The following is a 15,402-nucleotide window of genomic DNA, read 5'->3' as shown; positions in this document are numbered from 1 at the left end:
AGGCAGGGCACGACGAGCAGTTCAGAAGGAGGGCAATGATGTCCGACACCACTCAATTCCGTACCACGACCCAGCATATGCTCAAGGAGTCCAAGGTATATGCCAGCCATACTTTGATGGGTGGTCTCTCAGGCTTCGAATCCCCGATCGGCCTCGACCGGCACGACCGCATCAACGCGTTGCGCACCGGCGACATCGGCTTCGTGCATTCCTGGGACATCAACACCTCGGTCGACGGGCCGGGCACGCGCATGACGGTGTTCATGAGCGGCTGCCCCCTGCGCTGCCAGTTCTGCCAGAACCCCGACACCTGGAAGATGCGCGACGGCCAGCCGGTTTACCTCGACGAGATGATCGAGCGCGTCAGCCGCTACCAGGACGTCTTCGACAACACCGGCGGCGGAGTCACCTTCTCAGGCGGCGAGTCCATGATGCAGTCCGCCTTTGTCTCGCGCGTCTTCCACGCCGTGCGTCAGAAGGGCATCCGCACCTGCCTCGACACCTCCGGGTTCCTCAACCGCAACTACACCGACGAGATGATCGACGACATCGACCTGTGCCTGCTCGACGTCAAGTCCGGCGACGAGGAGACCTACCGCAAGGTCACCGGCTGCACCCTGGCGCCCACCATCGAGTTCGGCAAGCGCCTGGCGAAGGCCGGCAAGAAGATCTGGGTGCGTTTCGTGCTCGTGCCGGGGCTCACCGACAGCGTCGAGAACGTCGAGAACGTCGCCAACATCGTGGAGTCGTTCGGCGACGCCGTCGAGCATATCGACGTGCTGCCCTTCCACCAGCTGGGCCGCCCGAAGTGGCATGAGCTCAACATCCCCTACCCCCTGGAGAAGAAGGAGGGGCCGAGCAAGGAGCTCAAGAAGCGCGTGCGCGACCAGTTCAAGGCCCACGGCTTCGAGGTCTACTAAACCTTCGGCGGAATCCATCGGCCGCAAGACCGAGCGCGGCCGGTGCCGCACCTGATGCGATACCGGTCCCATAAGGATATTCGTCCACGGCGTCCACCGTTCTTCCCAGGCCTGCCCAAGGCCCGGAGTATGGTGGACGCCGTATTTCATAGTGGAGCGCCCGACGCGAGGCGTCCGCCGGTTCGACGAATCGGCAGGGCGGCGCGTCATGTGGCGCATGGTCAGAAGAAAACGGGAGCGTGCGGTTGAGCGACGAGCCTAGGTTGCAGTCAGAGCCCAGGGGAGGGGTGCCCCGGGTCACCGATACGCCCGAGGGATTCGAAGAGGCCTGCGAGCGTCTGGCGCAAGGTACCGGATCGGTGGCGGCCGACGCCGAACGCGCCTCCGGCTACCGCTACGGCCACGAGGACTGGCTCGTGCAGTTCAAACGTACCGGTTCCGGCATCGTGCTGCTCGATCCGATCGCGCTGGGCCGAGCCGGGGCCGACTGGGAGGAGTTCAACCGGGCGGTGGGCGACGCCACATGGATCATCCACGACTCGCTGCAGGATCTGCCCGGCTTCGCCGACCTCGGCATGAGGCCGCAGCGCCTGTTCGACACCGAGATCGCCGCGAGGCTGCTGGGTCTGAAGCACTTCGGCCTCGCCGCGGTGACCGCGCACTATCTGGGCATCACCCTGGCCAAGGAGCATTCGGCGGCCGACTGGTCCTACCGCCCGCTGCCACGCGACTGGCGCAACTACGCGGCGCTCGACGTGGAGCTGCTCATCGAGCTCGAGGATCGTATGCGCGCCGAGCTCAAGGCCCAGGGCAAGGATGGCTGGGCCGAGGAGGAGTTCGCGGCCGCGCTGGCCAAGGGCACCGGGCCGCAGCCGGTGCACCCCACCCCGTGGATGCGCATCTCGCATTTCACCGTGCTGGGCCACGACCGGCGGGGCCAGGCCGTCGCCAAGGCGCTCTGGGAGAAGCGCGACGAGCTCGCCCGCGCCGACGACATCGCGCCCACCCTGCTGCTCTCCGACGCCGCGATCATCGAGGCGGCCCGCAAGAAACCGCACAACGCCCGCCAGTTCCGCGCCATCCGCAGCCTCAACGAGCGGGTGCGGATCCATATGGGCAACGAGCAGGACAAGATGTTCGAGCGCTACGCCCCCATCCAGCGCTCGGTCAAGCCCAAGGTGTGGAAGGAGACCATCCAGGAGGCTTTGAAGCTCAGGCCGAGCCAGTGGCCGCAGCCGCAGGCGCCGAGCAGGTCGGCGAACGCCAACGCGCCCCGCTCGATGCGCTACTGGGCCGAGCACCATCCCGACCGTTTCGCCAGGCTGAAGGCCGCGCGCGCGGCGGTGGCCTCCATCGCCTCCGACACCCGCACCCCGGTCGACATCGTCATCAAGCCGCAGATCATCCGCAACCTGTGTTGGCACGACGACCCGGCCCATATCGACATACCCGGTTTCCTGCGCGAACAGGGGGCCCGCGAGTGGCAGATTGCCTTGGTCTCAGAGTCCGTAACTCGCGCTATTATGTAACGGTTGCCTTAGGGCAGATGTAGTCGAAATAACCGTCAGGAGCACTAGCGTGAAAATCAGCGTGAGGAATCTCGAGCCCACCAAGGTGAAGCTCACCGTCACTGTCGACCCGGAAGAGTTCGACCCCTATCTTGACCAGGCCCGCAAGGATATCGCCAAGCAGATCAGCGTCCCGGGCTTCCGCAAGGGCCACGTGCCCGGCCCGATCATCGACCAGCGCGTCGGATTCGGCGCCGTGGCGGGCGAGGCCGCCAACCGTGGTGTGCCGGACCTGTATTCCAAGGCTTTGGAAGAGAAGAAGATCCGCCCGATGGCCCAGCCCGAGCTGGACGTCAAGGAGCTGCCGACCAGCTCCAAGGACGACACCAAGGTGAAGTTCGTCGCCACCGTCGAGCGTCGCCCCGACATCGAGCTGCCGGCACTGGAGGGCATGGAGCTCGACGTGCCGAAGGCCGAGGTCAAGGACGAGGACGTCGACAAGCGCCTCGAGAACCTGCGCCAGCGTTTCGGCACCCTTGTGGGCGTCGACCGCCCCGCCAAGAAGGGTGACTTCGCCAACATCGACCTCACCGCCGCCATCGACGGCGAGGACGTCGACTCCCAGGAAGGCGTGAGCTACGAGCTCGGCAGCGGCAAGCTGCTCGACGGCATCGACGAGGCCCTCGACGGCCTCTCCGCCGGCGAGGAGACCACCTTCGAGGGCACGCTGGAAAGCGGCGAGCACGAGGGCGAGAAGGCCCAGATCAAGGTCAAGGTCAACTCGGTGAAGGCCGAGGAGCTGCCCAAGCTCGACGACGACTTCGCCCAGGAGGCTTCCGAGTTCGACACGCTCGACGAGCTCAAGGCCGACATCCGCAAGGCCTGCGAGAAGGACGGCGAGGGCCGCCAGGCCAACGACGCGCGCGACGCGTTCATCGCCAAGCTCAAGGACGGCGTTGACATCCCGCTGCCCAAGGGCGTGCTCGAGGAGATGACGCAGGAGCGCCTCAAGCAGGTCACCGCCGATCCCGAGAAGGCCACCAAGGACCAGAAGAAGGAGGCCGGCGAGGCCGCCGAGAAGGAGCTCAAGGACCAGATCGTGCTCGACACCCTGGCCGAGCAGCTCGAGGTCAAGGTCTCCCAGATGGACGTCACCAACTTCCTCGCCTCCATCGCCCAGCAGTACGGCATGGACCCGAGCGCCTTCATCAACGCGATCGTCAACAACGGCCAGCTGGGCTCCGCCGTGCAGGAAGTGGGCCGCTCCAAGGGTCTGCTCGCCGGCATGCGCGCCGTCAAGTTCACCTGCGAGGGCAAGGAGCTCGACCTGAGCGCCTTCCTCGGTGAGGACGAGGCCGCCGAGCAAGCCGAGGAGAGCGAGAGCGTCGAAGCCGCCTCCGCCGCCGCTGCCGTCGCCGACGAGGTCTCCAAGGAGGGCAAGGGCGAGTGATCGCCTTGCCGCCTTCGGCCGTGGTCGGGCGCGTGCGATGCGATGGCGTCGCGTGCGGCTGGGCATGACGGCCGAATGAGTAGCATATGAGGAACCCGGGGCAGGCGCTCCGGGTTCCTTTCGTTTTGGTCCTGAGGCCATCGCCGAGCGTGGGAACGGTTGGCGCGGCGGGCGGCGGACCGGCGAAAAGGAAACGACGAGGTCGGGAGGCCTGCGGATGAGGAATGATGAGGGCGGCCACGCCATCGGGCGGTTGCTGAGGGCCCTGCTCGCCGTGGCGGTGCTGGGGGTCGCCGTCGGCGTGGGCTCCGGGCTGCTGGGCGTGATGCTCAACTGGGTGGAGCGCCTGATGCTCGGCTATATCGAGAACCCGCTCGACCCTAGCCCCTACCAGGTCGTGCCGTGGCGCCGCGTCGCCTCGGTGGTGGCCGGCTCCGTGTTCGCCGCCGTGGCCTGGTGGCTGCTGTGCGGCAAGACCACCAAGGTGCCCTCGGTCAACAAGGCCGTGGCGGGGGAGCGCATGCCCGTCTGGCAGACCGTGGTGCATGTGCTGCTGCAGATCTTCATCGTCGGCGCCGGTTCGTCGATCGGCCGTGAGGTGGCCCCGCGCGAGTTCGGCGCGATGCTCGGCCAGCGCTTCGCCGCCCTCACCGGCATCCGTGACGAGCATGACCGCAAGGTGGTGGTCGCCGCGGCCGCCGCCGCAGGCCTGGCCGGGGTCTACGACGCCCCTCTGGCCGGCGCGTTCTTCGCCATCGAGATCCTCCTGGCCGACATCTCCATCGAGACGGTCGCCATGGCGCTGGGCACCTCCGTGCTCTCCGCCTATGTCGCCTCGCTGATCCGAGGACGCGGCACCTTCTACGGCATGGCGGCCATGGGCAAGGCCGTGGTCCCCACGCTGGGCCTGACGCTTTTCGCCGTCCTCGCCGGCGCGGTCTGCGGAGTGGCCGGGGCGCTCTTCCGCAAGGGCTCGCAGTGGGCCGAGGGCCACAAGCCCCAGGGCGCCGGCATCCTCTGGATGATGCCGCTGGCCGCCCTGGCGACCGGCGTGGTGGCGATATGGCTGCCGCAGGTGATGGGCAACGGCCGCTCCGTGGCCCAGTACGCCTTCGCCGCCACCGCTGGCAAGGCGGGTGGCCTGGTGCCGATCCTGCTGGCGCTTTTCGCCGCCAAGGCCGTGCTCACCCTGGGCACCATCCGCGCCGGCGCCTCCGGAGGCGTGCTGCAGCCGGGCATCTCACTGGGGGCGAGCCTCGGCGCGCTGCTCGGCTTCGCGTGGGTCTTGGTGAGCCCCGGTGACACCGTCACCGCCTGCGCGCTGGTGGGGGCGTGCTCGTTGCTCGCCGCCTCACAGCAGGCGCCGCTGATGGCGATGTGCTTGGTGATGGAGCTGACGCGCGCGCCGATGGCCTTCTTCGTGCCGGTCGGCCTCGGCGTCGCGGTCTCGGCCCTGGTCTCCAAGGCCTTCCTCGAGGCCTCGAAACGCCTTGTTTCCACCGCTGAGCGCAAAACGAAACGAAGTGTCGCATAAGTGCGGGTAATATCGGTATCGTAATAATACGTGAATATCAAGGAGATACGGTGGCAGGATTGCTGACATCTACGCCGTCGATGGATGAGGGCGACTCCGCCCCCTCCATCACGGATCCGATTTTCAACAGGCTCCTCAAGGAGCGCATCATCTGGCTCGGTGACGAGGTCAAGGATTCCAACGCCAATGTCATCTGCGCGCAGATGCTGATGCTCGCGGCCGAGGATCCGAAGAAGGACATCTGGCTCTACATCAACTCTCCCGGCGGCTCCGTGACCGCGGGCATGGCCATCTACGACACCATGCAGCTCATCGAGCCCGACGTGGCCACCGTGGCCGTCGGCATGGCCGCCTCCATGGCCCAGTTCCTGCTCTCCAGCGGCACCAAGGGCAAGCGTTTCGCGACCTCCCACACCCGCATCCTGATGCACCAGCCTTCGGGCGGCATCGGCGGCACCGCCACCGACGTGCGCATCAACGCCGAGCTGATCATGGACATGAAGAAGACCATGTCGCAGCTCACCGCCGACCAGACCGGCCACACCCTCGAGGAGATCTACCGCGACAACGAGTACGATCACTGGTTCACCGCCCAGCAGGCGCTGGACTACGGGTTCTTCGACAAGATCGTGACCACGCCGGGCAGCATGCGCACGGCGAAGGCAGGGGAGTGAAACATGGCAAGTGAAGAAGCGAAGTTCGTGGCCCGTGCCGAGCGCCTCGCCGGCCCCCGTGGCGTGGCCGGGTTCAGGCCGCAGAGCCGTTATGTGATGCCACAGTTCAGCGAGAAGACGCCCTACGGCATGAAGACCCAGGACGCGTATTCGCGCCTGTTCGAGGACCGCATCATCTTCATGGGCGTGCAGGTCGACGACACCTCGGCCGACGACATCATGGCCCAGCTCCTGGTCCTGGAGAGCCAGGACCCCAACCGCGACGTGATGATGTACATCAACTCGCCCGGCGGCTCGATGACCGCGATGACCGCGATCTACGACACCATGCAGTACATCAAGCCCGACGTGCAGACCGTCTGCCTGGGGCAGGCCGCCTCCGCCGCCGCCGTCATCCTCGCCGCCGGCACCAAGGGCAAGCGCCTCATGCTGCCCAACGCCCGCGTCCTGATTCACCAGCCGGCCATCGACCAGGGGGCCGGCAAAGCCACCGAGATCGAGATCCAGGCCAAGGAGATGCTGCGCATGCGCGAATGGCTCGAGAACACGCTGGCCAAGCACACCGGCCAGTCCGCCGAGCGCATCCGCAAGGACATCGAGGTCGACACCTTCCTGACGGCCCCCGAGGCCAAGGACTACGGCATGGTCGACGAGGTGCTCGCCAACCGCAAGTGACCCTGATGTCACCCGAGAAGACCACCGGTACCCCTCGCGTTCGCGCGTGAGGGGTATCGTCGTATGTGGAGACGAAACGGCCAAGAGGAGGCGGCATGGCAGACGTGGTCAGCTACGGCGAGGGGATCCCACGTTGCTCGTTCTGCGGCAAGACGGAGCGCCAGGTGCACAAGCTGGTGACCGGGCAGGCCGCGGCGATATGCGACGAATGCATCGAGCTGTGCGTCGACATCATCTCCGACGAGCGCGAGCACGACGCCGGGGCGAACGCGCTGAGGCTGCCGAAACCCCCCGAGATCTACGCCTACCTCGACCGCTTCGTGGTGGGGCAGGCGCGGGCCAAGCGCACGCTCTCCGTCGCCGTCTACAACCACTACAAGCGCGTCAACATGGAGCTCGGCGAGGCCGCCGGCGCGCTGAAGCCGCAGAACGGCAAGTCCGGCAAGGCGGGGAAGCCCGCCAAGGCCGGCCGGGGAGGCGGGGCGCTCGACGAGGTGCGCGTGGCCAAGTCCAACATCCTGCTGCTCGGGCCCACCGGCGTGGGCAAGACCTACCTGGCGCAGACGCTGGCCCGCGTGATGAACGTGCCGTTCGTCATCGTCGACGCCACCACGCTCACCGAGGCCGGCTATATCGGCGACGACGTGGAATCGGTGCTGCAGCGCCTGCTGCAGGCCGCCGACGGCGACGTGGCGCGCGCCCAGCATGGCATCGTCTACATCGACGAGATCGACAAGATCGCGCGCAAGAGCGGCGAGAGCTCGTCCATCACCCGCGACGTCAGCGGCGAGGGCGTGCAGCAGGCGTTGCTCAAGATCCTCGAGGGCACCATCGCCTCGGTGCCGCTGCAGGGCGAGGGCACGCGCAAGCACCGCGACCAGAACACCGTCAAGATGGACACGCGCGACATCCTCTTCATCTGCGGCGGCGCATTCGTCGGCCTCGACAGGATCGTCGAGAAGCGCCTGGGAGCGCACGAAAGCGGATTCGCGGCCTCGTGGCAGCGCGAGCAGGAAACGGTCGCCCAGGAGGCGCTGAGGCATGTCGACGCGGACGATCTGGAGGAGTTCGGGCTGTTGCCGGAGTTCATCGGCCGCCTGCCCGTCGTCAGCGTGCTCGACGAGCTGGGGGAGCAGGACCTGCGCGACATCCTCGTGCGCCCGGCCAACGCCCTGGTCAAGCAGTACCGCAAGCTCTTCGCGGTGGACGGGGTGCGCCTGTCCTTCACCGACGAGGCCATCGCCGCCATCGCGGCCGTCTCTATGCGCGAGGGGACCGGTGCCAGGGGGCTACGCGCCATCATCGAGCGCACCCTCGAGGAGACCATGTTCCGCCTGCCCGAGATGGACGACGTGGGGCAGGTCATCGTCGACAAGGCCGCCGTCAGTGGCGCGGGCGCGCCCAAGCTGGTCGCCGCCTCCGAGGGGCATGGCGGCGTGCTCGGCCGGCGCAAGGTCGCCGCGGCATGAGAGGCGTTGCCATAGGTGACTTTGGTGTGATGCCGGGGCGTGAGGGTTGCCAAGGCGAGACTCTGGATGTGGCATGAGAATGATTGCGGTGTGGCAGTCGCAGTGTGGCTGCGTCGTGTCCGCGTGGCCCATGCGACACGCCATGGTTGTGCGATGGGAATGGCTATGGTAATCTAAACGAGTTGTCAGGGACGAATGTTCTTGACGATTGCGCCCGTAGCCCAATGGATTAGAGCAGCTGACTACGGATCAGCAGGTTACAGGTTCGAATCCTGCCGGGCGCACTTTCTTTTCTTGATTTCCTTCCACAATATTTGATGTATCGATTATGTATGTGAATCGAAATAGTTAGTATACTGGATTTGTCTTCTATGGGTGGTGGCTCACTGGGATATAGCCGGCGAATGAGGCTTTATCCCGGTGAGGCCATAGTGGACGCTAGGCATATCGCCTTTTTGTGAGGCCTCGGCCCCGGTGCTTGGAAACAGACGCCGGGGCCGAGGTGTACTCCACATGAAACGGTATGCTTAAATTGTTGGTTGTGGCATCGCAAACCTTTTGGATATTAGGCGGCAATAAAGCTTTTGCCGAAAGGGGTCGCAATCGACATCGGGACATCAGTCCCTTTCAGTGCAAGGTCGTAGCCCAGTTCTGGTAACAAGACCGGGCCACGGTGCATCGTAGCCAAGGTGAGTTCTTGCCAATCTCGGTCCGTGCGCTCCGCCTTTATGCCACGGCCTTTCGTGGTGTGGTTCGCAGATCTAAGCCGAGTTCTCGAATGGCGCTGAGAATGGTCCTGAACGAGGGATTGGCATTGCGCCTGAGCGAGTGGTAGAGGCTGGTGCGTCCCACGTCGGCGCGGTGGGCGATGTCGCTCATCTTGCGTTCGGCGCTGGCGGCCTCTCCGAGCACCGCGAGCATGAGGTCGGCGGCTTCCTGGTCGTCATCCAGATCGGCAGCTTCAGCAAAGCTGTCGTCGATGAAGTCCTCGATCTCCTCCTTGCTCCTGAGGTGGTCGGAGATGTCGTATTCCCTGAATGTGGTCATGATGTGGTTCCTTTGTTCCTTCTTTGGTATATTTCGGGATTCTGCGCTCGAGTCGGGCTTTATGGTCCTGCCGGCGTCCGTTCCTTCCACTCCCTGCACATCCGTTTGGCTCGGGCGATGTCCCGACGCTGCGAGCCCTTGTCGCCACCGGCGAGAAGAAGGATCAGCTCGCGGCCGGAGAACGTGTAGTAGACCCGGTAGCCCGGACCCTTGTGGAAGCGGCGCTCATGCACGCCGTCCTTCAGGTCCTTGCTGTCTCCGGTCACTTTGCCCGTGGCCTTTATGCGCTCGATCCAGAAGTTGATGCTGTTCCTGGCGTGGGTGTCCGCCAAGGTGTCAATCCATTGTTCGAACTCGTCAGAAGCCATTACTTTCATGTCAATAGTGTATCTTACAGAAGACACTTTGTCCATCTGGTCCTCAATTTATCGGAATGGGGATGATCGACGGAGAGACGGCCGAGGGCTTCAGGTATGGCGAACGAAACGTGGGCGTTGCGGTGACTTTGCGCCGCAACGCCCACGATGGGAATCTACAGACTCGCTCTTTGCTTGTTACTGCCTGTAATAGACATATTCCGCAGGGTCGATATCGTCCATCGCTGGGCCTCCCATGCCAATGATGCGATCCCTGGTCTTGTCGGTGTCGTCAGCGGTGAAACCATAATGACCTGAGGAATCAGACGATGGAACCGCGGTGCCGGCGGGAATGAAGATGTGTTTGACGTAACTTCCCGCATTGCCGCCGCCTGTGTCTTCCTGCTCGGCAAAACCGTCGAACAGCTTCGGCGTCACCCATTGGACCGTACGGTCGTTGATTTGGGCACTGCCACTGGGGCAGCTGCTCTGGAAGGTGAGTGTGCCTCCTCTGGCGTTGACCCAAGTGCCGGCGATCGAGGAACAGTCGCCTTGGGCGATTTGCTTGATGTCCATGCCCTTCTTGGCCTTCGAGGACTTGGCGTTCTTGCCGCCCATGAAGTAATAGGTGTCCGCCATGGTTGGACGTGGGTTCATGTGGCGCGCCATGAGCTCCAAGTGGGGCCGGGAGGTGTCGATGTCGTCTGGATCGTTCTCGGTGCCCTCATAGGCCCGGGAGCAGATGTCGTCGTTGGGGCAGACGGTGACGTTCTTCGGGTAATAGATGATGTCGGTGGGCCATATGGCTTCGGCCATGACGCAGTTGGGGTAGGTGACGTTCGGGTCCATGCATTGTGGTCCGCGGGTGTCCATCAGTTCCACGATGCCGGTGCTGCCCACGCCGCCCTTGACCCAGTTGTTCTCCGTGGGGATGGCGAGCTTGGGCTGTGTGCCGCTTTGGCTATCGCTGTCGTCGTTGCCATCGGATTGGTTGGAAGTGTAGGAGCCGTCCTTGCCGATGGTGATGCAGTCGTTGCCGGAGGTGCACCACTGGCCGGCGATCGAGGAGAAGTCGCCCTGCCGCAGCTGGTCGACGTTGGCGGTGCCGTCATTCGACGAGGAGCTGGCGGTCTCGCAGGTCTTCTGCGCGCCGTTGACCACGTCGATGCGGCATTGGAAGTTCGTCTTGGCGCTTTCCTGCCACTTGTGGTTGAGCGACGCCATCAGCTTGTTGGCCTGGTCCTCCTTGTCCTTGAGCTTCTGCTGCGAGGCCGTGGAGACGACGCCGCCCTCGCGGTAGTAGGCGCATGAGGCGCTCTGGCAGAAGGGCTCCTGGCCTTGGTAAAGCGTGGCGTTTGCGGGGATGATGCGGTCCCTGCTCGAGTCGGTGGGGTCATCGCCGATGGAGGTGCCCGCAGCAAAGCTCGGGGAGGCGTTGTAGAGCTTGGCGCCCTGCTGGACGGTGACCAGGAAGTAGATGTCGGGTGCCGCTCCATGATGCTCCACACGTGCGCCGTCCTGATAGAGCGTGTGCTGGGTCTTGGGAATCCGGTCGAGATAGTTCGGATTGAAGAGGTTGTTGTTCTTGTCCGGCTCACGCAGACGGTAGGGCGGGGTGCTGCCGGGCACCGGGTTCTGCGGGGTCAGCACGCCCTTCGAGATCTTCATCCACGCGCCGTCCGAGTTCGTCCAGGTCCCGTCGAGGCTGGAGTAGTCGCCCTTGGCGATGGCGTCCATGTCGATGCCGTGCTTCTTGGCCTCGGCGTCGTTCTGCTTCTTCTGCTGCTCCACCGAGGCGATTGCATGCTCGACGGGGGAGAGCTGCACTTCAGTGTTGTGCTTTTCGTCCATGACGTGCTGGGCGGAATCGTGCACCTTACCGCGCGAGGTGTCGTAGTTCGCCGCGGCCTGCTCGATCTTCAGGGAGTAGTTGTTGATCTCGGTGACGTTGAACGTGTTGAGCTGGTGGCGGGTCAGGACTCTCACCCGGATGGGCCTGCGGCTCCTGCGGACCACCGTCTCGTACTTGGTGACCACAGCGGGATGCTGGACATCGCCCTCGTCGACCTGGCCGGCCGTTTTGTTGCTTTTCGCGATCGTGGCGTCGAGCTGCTTGTGCGCGTCCTTGAGCCGGGTGACCGCTTTGTCGTAGCGGGAGATGGCGTAGGAGCGGGAATGCGTGGTGTAGTGGTGGTAGCCGAAACCGGCGGCGATCCCGATGACGATCAGGATCAGGAGCGCGATGAGCGCGATGCGGATGGTCCTCTTGCTGATGGTGATGCCGTCCTTGTCATCCTTGCCTGCGTCCGACTTGCCCTTGGAAGAAGCCTTGGTGTCGGCGGCATCGGACTGGCTCGGAATGAACGCGGCGGGCGCGGCGGCGACGGGTGTGATGCCGGTCTGGGTGGCGTCGACGAGCTGGGACTTGGTGGTTTCCGGCTCGGTGCCAGGCCTCGGCGGCAGCGCCACCTGCATCGTGGGTGCGGTGGGTTCGGCACCGGCGGCAGCGTCGGCGTCCGCGTCGATGTCGGATTCGGCGGCGTCAATTGCGTCGGCGGTGGTGCCGGTATCGGACTTTGGCGTGTCTTCTGCGGACTGCGAGACTGCCGCGTTGGATTCAGGGGATGCCTTGTCCGCTTCGACGGTATCGGTGCCAAGTTCGGCAATGTTCTTGGCAGGCTTCGCCTTTGCGGCTTCCGTGGTGGCGGGCTTCTTGGTTTTTCCGGTGTCGGATTGCGCGACCGCCTTGTTGGAATCGGCGGTGTCGGTGGGCTTCGAGGCCTTACCTGCTGTAGGTTTCTCGGAGGTCTTCGTCGCCTTGGAGGTTCTGGTTGCCTTGGGTTTTGTGGCTTTCCCGGCGGCCTTGGTCTTGGTGGCCGTCTTGGTCTTTGTATTTGACTTGGCTTTTGAGACAGACTTGGAAGTTTTGGCTCTCGTGGCTTTCGCTGTCGTCTTGGTCTTCGCGGTGGCCTTGGTCGTCCTGGCCTTTGTGGCGGGCTTGGCTTTCGCAGTCGTCTTGGCCTTTGTGGTCGACTTGGTTTTCTGGTCTGCGGTACGCTTCACGTTTTCGGACTGGCCGGACTTTCCCTGCGCCGCACTGGGCTTCGAATTCGGCTTCTTCCCGGTCTTCTCGCTCTGGTCTGCCACTGTTCCTCTTTCGACATTGAATGGCTTACGCTATGACGGTAATTTTACCATTCACAGGTGGCGATTCCGTTGAAAGAGGGCGGAGGTGTGTTGCGTTTTTCGCGCGCGTTTTCGCCTCAGTTCGCGGGGCAGGAGGATTGTGCGCCGGTGACCATGTCGAGCCGGCACTGCAGGGCGGCCTTGGCCTTCTGTTCCCACTGCTTGTCGAGCGAGGCGAGGTCGTTCTTGGCGGTGTTCACCTTGTCGTTGAGTTTCTGCTGCGAGGCCTCGGAGACGTTGCCGCCCGCGCGGTAGTAGGCGCACGAGGGATTGAGGACGGTGGGATAGGGATGACTGTCATCTCCATCGGTTCGGGTGGTGTCCGGATTGGAGCAAGGAGGGTACTGCCCCTGGCTGAATGAGGGGACGTAGGGAATGATGCGGTCCTGGGACTGGTCGGTGGGATCAGGATCCGATTCGTCGAGGTTAAAGGGAGCGGTGTTATCGAATTCGGCGTTCTTCTCGACGACCAGAAGGTTCGCCTGGAAATCCACGGAGTGCCCATGGTGGTCCACGAAGGCGCCACCCTGGACCAGTTCGGTCTGGGTGCCGGGCATGCCGTGCTCGACGCACTGGCTTCTGTAGCCGTTGCATGCGTGCAGGTGGTAAGGCGGGGTCGTGCCCTCGAAGCCCCACTGCGGGGTGAGTATGCCGTGGGAGATCTTGATCCACTTGCCGTTGGAGTTCGTCCAGGTGCCGTCGAGGCTGGAGTAGTCGCCCCGCTCGATGGCGTCGATGTTGACGCCGTTGTTGGCGGCCTCGGTGTCGTTGGCCTTCTTCTGCGCCTCGGCGGCGGTGACGGCGTCCTTGGCCGGCTTGAGCACCTTGTCGGCGGCGGTCTTGGAATCGACGACTTTCTGTGCCGCCTTGGTGACGTCGGCCGCGGCGTTCTCGAAGTCGCCGGCCAGGTCGTCGAGCGACTGCGTGGCGTTGCGCAGGTCGGTGGTGCTGGCGGATTCGGTGTCGTGCACGCTCACCGCGGGCCTGGAGTTCTCGACCTTCCGGGTCTTTTTCATCGCCGAATCGTAGTCGTCGATGAGGCTCGCGTCCTCCACCTGGCTGTCGTCGATCTGGCCGGCCGCGGACTTCGCCTTGCTCACTGAGGAGCGCAGATCGCCGCGCGCGTCGGCGAGGCGGTGCGAGGCCTTCTGGTAGCGCGAAAGGGCGTAGGAGTGGGAATGCTGGGAGTAGAAGTGGAAGCCGACGCCGCCGCAGGCCAGCAGCACGGCCACCGCGGCGACCGCAGCGATGATGATGTTCCGCTTCTTATGGCCGTTGCTGGCGCCGGGCTGCGGGACCGGATCGCCGGGCAGGGGCACGGTGGGCGGCATGGGCACCGCGGCGCCCGAGGGAAGGGGAGGGATATTGAGATCCTGCGTGCTGTATGCGTCGTTCCTCTGCAATTTGGCGTCCCTCCCTGCTTCAATGACAGTATTGACGGTTCTGCCCATCTCTCTGATATGCACGATACCATGTGCCCGGAATCGGGGAGTCCGCCAAGGCGTTGTGCGGCGTGCGTTCCAGCGGTGGGACTGGACACCCGGCGATGCCGGTTTCGACGACGGGGCGATGGCGGACAAAGGAAGGTGAACGATGGCGATCGAGGACATGGATGCCGAAGGGCTCGGAAAGAAGCAGGATGTGGCCGATACGTCCGGCAACGCAGACAAAGCCCGGACGACCGGTTCGGCCGATACGACCAATCAGACCGATACGACCAATCAGGCCGATACGCAGGCGGGGCATGGCGAGGCACCGGCATGGGAGACGCACCGCAGCGGCTCGGTGCTCATGCGCGGGGCGATGATCCCGCAACACAGCGCCGACAGGAACCTGCTGAGCGCGGACCATGGCGATGATGGCGACGACGGCCATGGGGACGGCGCCGGCGGGCAAGGCACAAACGACGCACCCGCCAACGGCAAGGGCCGTGCGGGCCTGCGCGACCCGGCGTGGAGGCACGGCGACCCGTGGCGCGTGCTGCGCATCCAGTCCGAATTCGTGGAGGGCTTCGACGCGCTCGCGGGGCTGGGGCGTGCGCTGAGCGTGTTCGGCTCGGCCAGGGTGAGGCCCGACGAGCCGGAATACCACGCGGCGGTGCGCATGGGCGAGGCGGCGGCGCGCGCCGGCATCACCGTGATCACCGGTGGCGGCCCGGGCATCATGGAGGCCGCCAACCGCGGCGCGGCCGAGCAAGGAGGCACGTCGGTGGGCCTCGGCATCGAGCTGCCGCACGAGGAGGGGCTCAACCAGTGGGTCAACCTGGGAATGAACTTCCGCTACTTCTTCGTGCGCAAGATGATGTTCGTGAAGTATTCCTCGGCCGTCATCATCTGCCCCGGCGGCTTCGGCACCCTCGACGAGATGTTCGAGATCCTCACCCTGGTGCAGACCAACAAGACCTCGCCCAAGCCCGTGGTGCTCTACGACTCCGCGTATTGGAAGGGGCTGTTCGCCTGGCTTTCCGGCACGGTGCGCGAGCGCGGCCTCATCGCCCAGGCCGACATCGACCGGATCCACTTCGTCGACGACCCGGACGAGGCCGTGCGCGTGGCCATCGAGGGGATGGTCAAGTAATCAGGC

The 15,402-nt window shown here is 64.6% G+C and carries 12 protein-coding genes and 1 tRNA gene; 9 read left to right on the top strand and 4 right to left on the bottom strand.

The window, feature by feature from the left end:
* Positions 1-38: 38 nt before the first annotated feature.
* From pflA to PT282_RS05130, 8 genes are all read left to right on the top strand, one after another.
* Positions 39-920 (top strand): pyruvate formate-lyase-activating protein, encoded by an 882-nt coding sequence (gene pflA / locus PT282_RS05165; protein ID WP_277168950.1) that lies wholly within the window; start codon positions 39-41, stop codon positions 918-920.
* A 245-nt stretch (positions 921-1,165) separates the two neighbouring features.
* On the top strand, positions 1,166-2,449 hold the full coding sequence (locus PT282_RS05160; protein WP_277168479.1) for an HRDC domain-containing protein: 1,284 nt from the start codon (positions 1,166-1,168) through the stop codon (positions 2,447-2,449).
* Between the two features lie 49 nt (positions 2,450-2,498).
* Complete coding sequence (gene tig / locus PT282_RS05155; protein WP_277168478.1) at positions 2,499-3,878, top strand: trigger factor; 1,380 nt, start codon at positions 2,499-2,501, stop codon at positions 3,876-3,878.
* Positions 3,879-4,095: 217 nt separating this feature from the next.
* On the top strand, positions 4,096-5,412 hold the full coding sequence (locus PT282_RS05150) for a chloride channel protein (RefSeq protein WP_277168477.1): 1,317 nt from the start codon (positions 4,096-4,098) through the stop codon (positions 5,410-5,412).
* An 80-nt stretch (positions 5,413-5,492) separates the two neighbouring features.
* Complete coding sequence (locus tag PT282_RS05145; RefSeq protein ID WP_280925252.1) at positions 5,493-6,086, top strand: ATP-dependent Clp protease proteolytic subunit; 594 nt, start codon at positions 5,493-5,495, stop codon at positions 6,084-6,086.
* 3 nt (positions 6,087-6,089) lie between these two features.
* Positions 6,090-6,761: an ATP-dependent Clp protease proteolytic subunit gene (locus tag PT282_RS05140; protein WP_277168475.1), complete on the top strand. Its 672-nt coding sequence runs from the start codon at positions 6,090-6,092 to the stop codon at positions 6,759-6,761.
* 95 nt (positions 6,762-6,856) lie between these two features.
* On the top strand, positions 6,857-8,230 hold the full coding sequence (gene clpX / locus PT282_RS05135; protein ID WP_277168474.1) for an ATP-dependent Clp protease ATP-binding subunit ClpX: 1,374 nt from the start codon (positions 6,857-6,859) through the stop codon (positions 8,228-8,230).
* 210 nt (positions 8,231-8,440) lie between these two features.
* Positions 8,441-8,514 (top strand) — tRNA-Arg (locus PT282_RS05130).
* A gap of 442 nt (positions 8,515-8,956) precedes the next feature.
* Here PT282_RS05130 and PT282_RS05125 read toward each other — a convergent pair.
* The 4 genes from PT282_RS05125 to PT282_RS05110 all read right to left on the bottom strand — a co-directional run bounded on the left by PT282_RS05125 (position 8,957) and on the right by PT282_RS05110 (position 14,222).
* Positions 8,957-9,277: an addiction module antidote protein gene (locus PT282_RS05125; protein WP_277168473.1), complete on the bottom strand. Its 321-nt coding sequence runs from the start codon at positions 9,275-9,277 to the stop codon at positions 8,957-8,959.
* Positions 9,278-9,336: 59 nt separating this feature from the next.
* Positions 9,337-9,645 carry a type II toxin-antitoxin system RelE/ParE family toxin gene (locus PT282_RS05120; RefSeq protein ID WP_277168472.1) on the bottom strand — a complete coding sequence of 103 codons (309 nt, stop codon included), beginning with the start codon at positions 9,643-9,645 and terminating at the stop codon, positions 9,337-9,339.
* Positions 9,646-9,831: 186 nt separating this feature from the next.
* Positions 9,832-12,780, bottom strand: a complete 2,949-nt coding sequence (locus PT282_RS07565; protein WP_277168471.1) for a DUF6287 domain-containing protein — start codon at positions 12,778-12,780, stop codon at positions 9,832-9,834.
* A 116-nt stretch (positions 12,781-12,896) separates the two neighbouring features.
* The gene (locus PT282_RS05110) at positions 12,897-14,222 is read right to left on the bottom strand and encodes a DUF6287 domain-containing protein (RefSeq protein WP_277168470.1); all 1,326 of its coding nucleotides are present in this window, start codon (positions 14,220-14,222) and stop codon (positions 12,897-12,899) included.
* A gap of 190 nt (positions 14,223-14,412) precedes the next feature.
* On the opposite strand from PT282_RS05110, the gene PT282_RS05105 reads away from it, so the two are divergent.
* On the top strand, positions 14,413-15,396 hold the full coding sequence (locus PT282_RS05105) for a TIGR00730 family Rossman fold protein (RefSeq protein ID WP_277168469.1): 984 nt from the start codon (positions 14,413-14,415) through the stop codon (positions 15,394-15,396).
* Positions 15,397-15,402: the final 6 nt, after the last annotated feature.

It is taken from the genome of Bifidobacterium sp. ESL0763, from assembly GCF_029433395.1.
Classification (GTDB): Bacteria; Actinomycetota; Actinomycetes; order Actinomycetales; family Bifidobacteriaceae; genus Bifidobacterium.
The sequence above is the reverse complement of the archived record's forward strand: the minus strand, read 5'-3'. Positions and strand labels throughout refer to the sequence as shown.

Excerpts from the sequence above, each read along its gene's own strand:
- pflA (WP_277168950.1), top strand. The coding sequence starts at position 39 with ATGTCCGACACCACTCAATTCCGTACCACGACCCAGCATATGCTCAAG.
- PT282_RS05150 (WP_277168477.1), top strand. The coding sequence starts at position 4,096 with ATGAGGAATGATGAGGGCGGCCACGCCATCGGGCGGTTGCTGAGGGCC.
- PT282_RS05145 (WP_280925252.1), top strand. The coding sequence starts at position 5,493 with ATGGATGAGGGCGACTCCGCCCCCTCCATCACGGATCCGATTTTCAAC.
- PT282_RS05140 (WP_277168475.1), top strand. The coding sequence starts at position 6,090 with ATGGCAAGTGAAGAAGCGAAGTTCGTGGCCCGTGCCGAGCGCCTCGCC.
- clpX (WP_277168474.1), top strand. The coding sequence starts at position 6,857 with ATGGCAGACGTGGTCAGCTACGGCGAGGGGATCCCACGTTGCTCGTTC.
- PT282_RS05125 (WP_277168473.1), bottom strand. The coding sequence starts at position 9,277 with ATGACCACATTCAGGGAATACGACATCTCCGACCACCTCAGGAGCAAG.
- PT282_RS05120 (WP_277168472.1), bottom strand. The coding sequence starts at position 9,645 with ATGGCTTCTGACGAGTTCGAACAATGGATTGACACCTTGGCGGACACC.
- PT282_RS05105 (WP_277168469.1), top strand. The coding sequence starts at position 14,413 with ATGGCGATCGAGGACATGGATGCCGAAGGGCTCGGAAAGAAGCAGGAT.